Origin of the sequence: Bradyrhizobium sp. 33ap4 (genome assembly GCF_032654765.1) — a bacterium.
GTDB lineage: Bacteria > Pseudomonadota > Alphaproteobacteria > Rhizobiales > Xanthobacteraceae > Bradyrhizobium > Bradyrhizobium australafricanum.
In genome coordinates, this window is sequence record NZ_JAUMTJ010000120.1 from 1 (window position 1) to 8,228 (window position 8,228).

The following is an 8,228-nucleotide window of genomic DNA, read 5'->3' on the forward strand; positions in this document are numbered from 1 at the left end:
GTAGCCATGTCGTTCTGTGAGCCAAGGAGTTGAGTGTTATAGTTGTCTTCCTAAGACCGCTTGGCCTCCGACTTTTCTCGGCCTCGGCTCGCGTCGTCGATACCAGCTTCAGCAGCGAGAGCTATGCGATCGTACTGCCCAAAGATAGCGCCTTGCGGCCGATGCTCGATCTCGCCGTACTCGATCAAATCGAAGGTGATTGGTGGCAGCAGACGGTGTTCGAGACGCTTGGAAACGCTCAATCTCGCTGACGATACCGTGCGAGGAGCCCGGTCCGTTCAGTGCTGTCAGGGCCTCATCGTTGCAGCGGAACCGACAAAGTTCCGAACATCGGCCTCGCGAGCGATGCAAACCGTCAATAGCCCTGTGCGTATGCGCGAGTTGCTGTTCCACCAAATCAGCTTCAAGCTTGGTTCATCCTCGGCGTGGCGGCTTGGCGCATTTTCTAACATGGCCCCCAAACCACGTGCGTGAGTTGCCGTTGCCGAGGAACTGCTCCAGCGCGCCTTGTCCGTAGACCGAGTTCGATCCATCGGCCAACTACGCGGGCCAATCATTCCCATCTGAGCGGCCTTCCTATTGGCGCGGTCTCAACCTGTTGTCGGCAACTGTGCTGGCGCGAGTGCGTTCCATGCTTCTGCGAGATGTTCTCCGGTGCCGCGACTGGCGCCACCGGGCACGCAACGTGAGCGTGATTTCCCAACCGTCGCGTCCGTGCCTGACCAGCATTGTCGACCATCGGGGCCGGCTGCCCGCACGCTTTGATTCGTGCAGCACCAGAGTTGATCCTTTTCTCTGCCGGAGCGATTGGCATTTTCGACATCATCCTGACCGCACATCAAGCCGCCCCAACAGGCGATGGTCTCGAAAAAGGAGGCCGCGTTACACGCGCGCGCACATCAGTGCGCAGCGCAGTTCCACGAAGCGAGGTTGAAAAAAAGCGCAATGGGTTTGTGCGTCGATCAATCTCTGCAATAGGGTATCAAGCACTTGAACGCAGCAGCCGTCGAGTGGCTTGCAAGTTGAAATAGGAGACCGGGTTGCAAACACATTTTTCGCGCATCAATCAGTCCAAGGCCGTCTTCGATGATATTTATGCCCTGGATGATCCCAGGGCATATTTCTCTGTCCTCGGAGATTTGGATTACATGATCCCGGACGTGGCCGAGCCGGTTGTGCGCCAAATTCTGGCAGCGAAGGTTTCGGAAACCGGCGTCAAGCCGACCGTGCTTGATGTTGGCTGTTCATACGGAATCAACGCAGCGGTGCATCGGTTTCCACTGACTTTCGGGGGCTTGCGCCATCGCTACGCCCGGCGCGAGATGAGGGCGATCGGTTCTGAGACATTGGTGCGTCTCGATCGCAATTTTTATGCGGCTTGGCCGGATGTCGGTCTCGCGCGATTTATCGGTCTCGATGTATCGGCGCCGGCGATTAGGTATGCAACGGGTGTTGGTCTGCTTGAGCAGGGCATTGTCGCAGATCTTGAAACGGAGGCGCTCTCGACCGACAGCGCGCATCTTGTCCGATCCGCTGATGTCATCATGTCGACGGGGTGCATCGGCTACGTCACCGAGAAGACGTTCAGCAAGATTCTCGATGCGACGGAGAAGCGTCCATGGATCATTTCGTTCGTGCTACGAATGTTCCCGTTCGAATCTCTAGCCGCGACGTTCGCGAAGCGTGGTCTTGTGACAGAGCGTCTTGCCGGCGCGACTTTTATCCAGCGTCGTTTTCGCGATGCTGAAGAGTTTGAAAGTTGCTTGGCAAGCCTGGCGGCTCTTGGCATCGATGCTACCGGTCTTGAGTCGGAAGGGCTGTTTCACGCCGACCTGATGTTGTCCCGCCCTGAGGCGGATGCGCGCGCCGCTCCCCTGGAAGACATTGTCACTGTTGCCAGCGGCAGGGGGCGTCCGATCGGACCGCGTTATGTCCATGTTGAGGGCGACGACGGCCTGCAGGTCGCGTTGGAGCCGTGACGGGCTCGCCTTCCGAAGATGGGCGTGGGTGTGACCCAGGGACCTGCGCATCCAAGCGGATCATGCCCTGACTCCCGCTTGGTCATTTTCTGCCAGTTTCTGCAGTCCACAGGGAGGCCCTGTTCATGACAGCTTCGCCGATTTCGAATCCGTCCAATTCCGTGCCGTATATCGAGATCGATGCTGTATCGAAATCCTACGATGGGGGACGGAGCGTTGCTGTTTCCAACGTATCGCTCGACGTACAGCAGGGGTCACTGGTCGCGCTCGTGGGCGGCTCGGGATCCGGCAAGACCACGCTGCTGAAGACCATCAATCGACTGGTCGATCCTGACGTTGGAGAAGTCAGGATCGACGGAGTGCCTGTAAGCAAAGCCGAACCGCCGATGCTGCGGCGGAGCATCGGCTATGTCTTTCAGGGGATCGGTTTGTTTCCACACATGCGCGTTGCCGACAACATTGCCGTGACACTCAAATTGCGTGGCTGGCAGGCGAACGAGATCGAATCGCGGGTAGCCGAGATGCTGGATATGGTGGACTTGCCGCAGGATTACGCCAGCCGCTTTCCGCACATGCTGTCCGGAGGTCAGCGCCAACGGGTTGGCGTCGCGCGTGCAATCGCCGCCCGACCGCGCATTGTTCTGATGGACGAGCCACTGGGTGCGCTCGATCCTGTCACCCGCGACAGCCTGGGTTCTTCCTACCGCGAGCTGCACGACCGGTTCGGCATGACGACCCTGATGGTCACCCATGACATCCAGGAAGCTGCGCTGATGGCTGATCGAATCGTCGTCATGAAGAACGGCCGCGTACTCGCGGACGATACGCCGCACACGTTGATGATGGGCTCTGGTTCTGACGATCCGGACGTGACCGCCTTGATGGAAGTCCCGCGACGTCAAGCGGAGCGCATCGCCGCGCTTGCGACCAAGAACGGACCTGCTCGTGCCTGATGCCGGCGCAGAGCTGCTTTCCAGTGCCCGATTAGACGCGTTGTTCGACGCCTGGCGCCTGCTTCCCACCTATCTCACACCACATATTGTACTCTGCGCCACGGCGCTTGCGCTTGGACTGCTCGTCAGCCTGCCGCTGGCTGCCCTCGCAGCGGAACGACCATGGCTACGCAGGCTGGTGCTTGCCATCGCCAGCTTGATCCAGACCATACCGGGACTTGCGTTGCTCGCACTGTTCTATCCATTGCTCCTTGCGCTCTCGACATTGACGGCACGGCTCTTCGGCTTCGGTATCCCCGCGCTGGGATTCCTGCCGACGCTGATCGCATTGACGCTCTATGCGATGCTTCCGATCTTGCGCAACAGTGTGGTTGGTTTGAATGGCGTCAGTCCAGCTATCGTCGAAGCTGCAGAAGGCGTTGGTATGACGCCTCAGCAGATTCTGACGCGCGTCAAGGCGCCGCTCGCCACGCCTGTCATCATGGCCGGGGTGCGGACTGCAGCTGTATGGACGATTGGAGCAGCCACGCTTTCCACGCCCGTCGGCCAAACCAGCCTTGGCAATTACATTTTTACGGGGTTGCAAACCGAGAACTGGGTTTCCGTGCTATTCGGCTGCATCGCCGCGGCCGGGCTTGCTCTGATCACCGACTTCTGTCTCGGTCTTGTGGAGACAGGGGCGTCTGAACGCAGCAGGAAGCGTGTGTTGTTCGGCATCGCCGGGCTTGCTCTCGGTACGCTCGCCGGTTTCGCGCCGCTGCTCTCGAACGAAGCAGAAACCTATGTCATCGGCGCGAAGAGCTTCTCCGAACAGTTCATTCTGGCGGACCTGATGGGTGACCGGCTGAAGGCTGAAGGAGTCGGCGTAACGCGCAAGGATGGACTCGGTTCGGCTATCGCCTTTCGCGCGCTGGCTCACAATGACATTGATGCTTACGTCGATTACTCCGGCACGCTCTGGCGCAACGTTATCGGTCGCACCGACATGCCACCGCGCGAGGAGATGCAGGCGGAGATCGTCCGCTGGATGAAAGCGGAGCAGGGCGTCACGGTACTCGGTGCGCTTGGTTTCGAAAATGCTTACGTTCTCGCGATGAAACGGGAGAGAGCGCAGGCACTAAACGTCAGGTCGATTGCCGATCTTGCTCGTGTTGCACCTCAACTCACCATCGGCGATGACCTTGAGTTCCTGGGGCGACCGGAATGGCGCTCGCTTAAGGATGCCTATGGTCTGTCGTTCAGAACGCGACGCTCGTTCAATCCAACGATCATGTATCACGCTCTCGAGGCCGGCGAGGCCGACGTCGTCTCCGCGTTCTCCAGCGACGGGCGTATCGCGGCGCTTGATCTGCTCGTACTGGCTGACCCGAAGCATGCGATACCTTCCTATGATGCGCTGATCCTCATCTCGCCAAAGCGTGCCGCCGATGCGCGGCTGAAGCGAGCACTTGTTCCGCTTGTCGGCTCGGTGCCCGTTGAGGCGATGCGCGCCGCTAACCTCATGGTCGACGGTGATACGGACAAGGCTTCTCCGGCAGAGGCGGCGCGAGCCCTGGCAAAGGCCGTGCATTTGCAGTCGCGATAAATACGAGAACACGATCAGGGGCGTTCTCGTTCGAGGTTCGACCATCGCCGATGAGTCGTGCTCAAGGTCCCGGACGAAATTGCGCGTCACGCAATGAACGATCACTTCGGCAGCGTGATTCATAATGAAGCCACGAATCGTTGTCACGAATGTACAACCGTATTTGGGGATGACAATGCGGGCAAAAAGAGTGGAAAGGGCGGTTGGTTCCAACCAATCGCTACTCGAGCTGCTCCAGGCAGAACTTGCAGCCCTCAATTCGCAAATCGAAGCGGTTGAAAAGACGCGGGCAGAAACGCACTCGATCGATGAGTTGAGAGAGTGTGCGATCCGCGCGTGTCGACGGATTGACGAGATTCGTTCCATCGTTGCAGCCGAACAGTCGAACGACGCGCCCAACAGCGCAACTCGTGAATCTCCGTCTACGGTTGCTCGTTGAAGCATGTTCGAGACGCTGTTTTAAGCATCGCCGGCCGCGTGGTCCGTCTCTCGGATTCCTGAGCGGTAGACGCGATCAAGGCGCTCGCCAAACGGGGGCGGCGATGCTCCGCTCGCTCGTCTGCGGCGGTCGTCCTGAAGGCGAGGACGAATCTCGACTTGCGTCATGCGCTTGGGCACCAGCCCTAACCAAAATCGTCCCTTCGATCCCGACAGCCGCGCGTATCGCAATCAGCCAACTTCCGGGTGTAGCGCGATCAGCAAGATCGCCACCGCGACCACTGCGAGCCAGCATTCAGCGGCGATGATGGCCCATTCGGTGCCGGTTCGATTTTTCATTGGCGCCACCTTTTTCGACGGCTCCGACGTGAGTCTGAGGGGTTTCAACGTCGGAGCCATCTTCGCCGGTGCTTCGGACTATCCGAGTTTGATGCGCTGTGGGGCTCGGCTGATCCGAGCGACGATCAGATCACACTCGGCCTTAGATGGAAGTGCACTTTGTGCCAACGCAACCGGCTCCGTTGCCGTGGTTGCATCGAAATTCATGCGCAATCCATGCCGCCTATCGTGAGGCACCCAACTGTGTTGCCGCGAGTGCATTCCAGGCCAGCCCGAAGCTCAGTCCGATGGACGACACTTGATCCGCGTTAAGCGCAAGCCTGATTTCCCATCCGCGTCCATGCTGGCGTGAAATCAAAACCGCGGACGACCCAAATCCGCGCACGTCGCGTTTCCATTCGCGCAGCATTAGAATCAATTCCTTCTCTTCCGCGCTCACTTCTATTCTCGACATCGCCATCACCGCGCATCAAGCCACCCCAACCGGCAAAGCTATTGAGCGCCGCAACGCCGCGTCAGCACGCGCGCGTGCATATCCGACAATGGCACTTCATGGCTGTCGCCCATCTCGCAAGCTCCGCTGACACAAGCGACGGCCCCGACGTGCTGTCTGAGGGCCGCGCCGGAGCCGTCTTTGCCAGTATTTTCGGATTGGCCGAGCCGATGCGCCTGCTCGGTCGATCCGATGTACGCAATGAGATCACAGCCGCCTCGTGATGGGATGTGCAGTCCGTGCCAACAGCACAGGTTCCATGGTCACGATTGCATCATAATCAATCAACAACCAAAACACCCACGTGTGTTGCTGTTCCATCGAATGCGTTTCACTTTGCATTCTCCTCGGCGGTGGTGGGCGACTCATGATCCAGCACTGGACTCGCAAAGTGTGTCGGCTAGCACTCGCCGGGGAACGGAGGCCATGATGAAACGCTGCGACCGCAAGCGCTCCGACGTGCGTGATTACCGACGGCGCGGATGCCTATAGCTTCGAGAGCGATCAGGACACTCGGCCGATCTGCGTTGGCTGCGGTCGCAGCCCGCAAGTTACAGGCGTGGCGCCACCCGCCGATTGGGCTGAGCAGGTTGCCGACTATCTGAAGGCCGTGCAGATCAGGCATCGGCGCTGAAGCTTCGCAGCGCGCGGCGCCCACGCGGCAAATCCGACCGGCCTGTCCAAATAACCAGCCCGGCCAAACCGCTCGCAACGGGCCTCCTGTTCGCGCTCCATCAGCCCGATGAGCGTTAGCTGCCATCGTCCCTTCGAGGTCAGTTCCATGACGCATTGATCGTCGTGCGTCATGTCGTCACGGATCAGTCCGTCAACGTGCGTCAATCGACCGCGCTAGAGGCTTCCAATCCAGGAGGAACCACCGTTCCAACGAAAAAGCTCCGGGCCTTTGTTTGGCCCGGAGCTCTCATGTCGCTTGGAGTTAAGCGAGCGATCAGTACCTGGCGACGGCCGGGCCGCCCAGGTTGAACCTGTAGTTCAAGCCCGCCTTGATGGTGTGCTGGTCGTTGCGGAAGCTGCCGATAAAGCCGAGAGAATCGGACACGTTGACGGTGCCGAAGTCATAGTACTGGTATTCGAGCTTGCCCGACCAGTTCTGGGTAAACATGTATTCGAGACCGGCACCGACGGTGTAGCCGTCACGGCCGCCGTCGCCGCCGAAGCCGTTTGAGAAGCGCGTGTCAGCCCAGGCATAGCCGCCCTTGACGTAAAGCAGCGCCGGACCCCAAGTGTAGCCGAGGCGGCCGGTTACCGAACCGAGGCCACGATTGGCGAAGCTCGAACTGGTATCCAGAAAACTATAGTTGGCTTCAAGACCCAGCACCCAGCTCGGCGCGAACTGGTAATCATAGCCAGCCTGCACGCCGCCCATGAACACACCGTCGTTGCCACCGCCGAAGCCGGGGGCGAGGACGTTGTCGTTGCCACCGAACGCACCACCGACGTGACCACCGATGTAGAACCCGGTCCAGTTGTAGATCGGGGTCGGAGCAACATAGGGCGGAGCCTTGGTGTAGGGCTGCGGCGCGAGATCAGCCGCGGAAGCGGGCGCGACCGCGCCGAGCGCGATCATGCTGGCGGTGACAAGCAGAATTTTCTTCATCTTTTTCATTCCAACTTTCTTGTACTAGCCCAGCCCCAAGTTCATCGCCTATCAGACACGTGCGGAATTGCTGTAACTTGGCTGCAACAGGCGGCGCCAAACGGGGGCTGCTAACGACAAAGGCGAGGGACGCTTGGCGTTAGGCGAGCTCGGAACTTTCGTGACGCGGATTATGCATTGCAGATCACGTCCCGGCGCAACGCGTCGGTGGATAGATGACTATCTTCGCATGGAACTGGGGCGAGCTCGAAGACGACCGAGAGCGAAGCGCGGGCCTGCAGCGCTTGTCGAGCCAAAAGGAAGAGTCACTATCGGGCCTCTGTCCCGTAGCGGAACGAAGTGGGGGCCCCGACGCATACCAGCCCCGCGCCGCGGTCCGTTTGCGTGCGCGCAACACCCCGCCCGATATCTCTGACAGATTGATCCAGCGATAATGCAGGGCAGCGTCCCGATGATGGGAGTCCTGAACCAGGCTGTGTCAATCACCGGAGAGGATGTCGCAGCAGACTCGTCCGATGAGCCACGAAATAAGGCCAAGGGCGGCGATCACGACTCCAACTATTGGGGCAAACGCCACGTAATGGCGATAGGTCGTCGATTGGGGCGCTACGTAAGCCTTCTCGTTCGCTGGACGGTGCCGTTCTCGTGAAAACGGCGTGCTGTGCGTTCGGCCGGAGTAAAGTGCCCGTAATGCGGTCACATTCTCTGCGCTTGCAACGCGAACTCGGCTTCGTCGCTTGCGCTGAACTAGTGGCTCGTCACAGTGATTTTGACGGTTTGATACCGAGCCAGCTTAGGATCGGCAAGTTCTCTGGCGGCACGA

At 59.5% G+C, this 8,228-nt stretch carries 7 protein-coding genes; 5 read left to right on the top strand and 2 right to left on the bottom strand.

From position 1 onward, the window contains the following. Positions 1-29: 29 nt before the first annotated feature. The 4 genes from Q2M23_RS42620 (at position 30) to Q2M23_RS42635 (ending at position 4,517) form a co-directional block, all read left to right on the top strand. Positions 30-251 (top strand): hypothetical protein, encoded by a 222-nt coding sequence (locus tag Q2M23_RS42620; protein WP_316399360.1) that lies wholly within the window; start codon positions 30-32, stop codon positions 249-251. 789 nt (positions 252-1,040) lie between these two features. Then, positions 1,041-1,979, top strand: a complete 939-nt coding sequence (locus tag Q2M23_RS42625; protein ID WP_316399361.1) for a class I SAM-dependent methyltransferase — start codon at positions 1,041-1,043, stop codon at positions 1,977-1,979. 125 nt (positions 1,980-2,104) lie between these two features. Then, entirely contained in the window at positions 2,105-2,932 is an 828-nt protein-coding gene (locus tag Q2M23_RS42630) for an ATP-binding cassette domain-containing protein (protein ID WP_168855306.1), read from the top strand. A 40-nt stretch (positions 2,933-2,972) separates the two neighbouring features. Further along, positions 2,973-4,517, top strand: coding sequence for an ABC transporter permease/substrate-binding protein (locus tag Q2M23_RS42635; protein WP_092081762.1), 1,545 nt, complete (start codon positions 2,973-2,975; stop codon positions 4,515-4,517). Between the two features lie 1,000 nt (positions 4,518-5,517). Here Q2M23_RS42635 and Q2M23_RS42640 read toward each other — a convergent pair. Then, entirely contained in the window at positions 5,518-5,754 is a 237-nt protein-coding gene (locus tag Q2M23_RS42640; RefSeq protein WP_316399364.1) for a hypothetical protein, read from the bottom strand. Positions 5,755-5,789: 35 nt separating this feature from the next. Here Q2M23_RS42640 and Q2M23_RS42645 point away from each other — a divergent pair, with 35 nt between their 5' ends. Beyond that, positions 5,790-6,011, top strand: a complete 222-nt coding sequence (locus Q2M23_RS42645) for a hypothetical protein (protein WP_316399365.1) — start codon at positions 5,790-5,792, stop codon at positions 6,009-6,011. A 725-nt stretch (positions 6,012-6,736) separates the two neighbouring features. Here the strand turns inward: Q2M23_RS42645 and Q2M23_RS42650 are convergent. Beyond that, positions 6,737-7,405 (bottom strand): outer membrane protein, encoded by a 669-nt coding sequence (locus Q2M23_RS42650; RefSeq protein WP_057017476.1) that lies wholly within the window; start codon positions 7,403-7,405, stop codon positions 6,737-6,739. Between the last annotated feature and the right edge of the window lie 823 nt (positions 7,406-8,228).

Excerpts from the sequence above, each read along its gene's own strand:
- Q2M23_RS42650 (WP_057017476.1), bottom strand. The coding sequence starts at position 7,405 with ATGAAGAAAATTCTGCTTGTCACCGCCAGCATGATCGCGCTCGGCGCG.
- Q2M23_RS42630 (WP_168855306.1), top strand. The coding sequence starts at position 2,105 with ATGACAGCTTCGCCGATTTCGAATCCGTCCAATTCCGTGCCGTATATC.
- Q2M23_RS42640 (WP_316399364.1), bottom strand. The coding sequence starts at position 5,754 with ATGGCGATGTCGAGAATAGAAGTGAGCGCGGAAGAGAAGGAATTGATT.